The organism is Mesorhizobium sp. M2A.F.Ca.ET.039.01.1.1 (genome assembly GCF_003998035.1).
Lineage (GTDB): Bacteria > Pseudomonadota > Alphaproteobacteria > Rhizobiales > Rhizobiaceae > Mesorhizobium.
This window is the reverse complement of record NZ_RZRY01001620.1, coordinates 1-379: the sequence shown is the minus strand read 5'-3', so window position 1 is coordinate 379 and position 379 is coordinate 1. Positions and strand designations below refer to the sequence as shown.

Here is a 379-nt window from a genome sequence, read left to right as displayed (position 1 = left end):
ACATAGACCTCTTCGTCCTCCATCGGCTCACGCGCCTCCAGCGGTGGACCGGATGGAATCGACCAGAGCTGCGGCGCCAAACACCAGAGCGATGCCGATGATGATCGAAAGCGCCATCATCCACACCAGCCTCCCGGTCATGGCGAGGAAGCCGAGAAAGCAAACGGCTATGATCCCGAAAGATCGGGCAATGCTGCCTTGCAGCACACCGACGAACCATTCCAGCACGCCCTCGACCGGGGCAGCTGACTGCGCGTATGCGCTCGCCGGCGCCAGCGCCATGCCGATCGCCGCGGCGGCCAAAAACTGCAGGGCGAACTTGCCCGCCTTTTTATGATCCATCGTCATCTCACTCCTTTTCAGTTGCCAAAATCCATGA

General features: G+C 60.4%; 1 protein-coding gene. It reads right to left on the bottom strand.

Translation table 11 applies throughout. From position 1 onward, the window contains the following. Positions 1 to 27 precede the first annotated feature (27 nt). Positions 28 to 342 carry a TrbC/VirB2 family protein gene (locus tag EOA24_RS41220; protein ID WP_189354753.1) on the bottom strand — a complete coding sequence of 105 codons (315 nt, stop codon included), beginning with the start codon at positions 340 to 342 and terminating at the stop codon, positions 28 to 30. Positions 343 to 379: the final 37 nt, after the last annotated feature.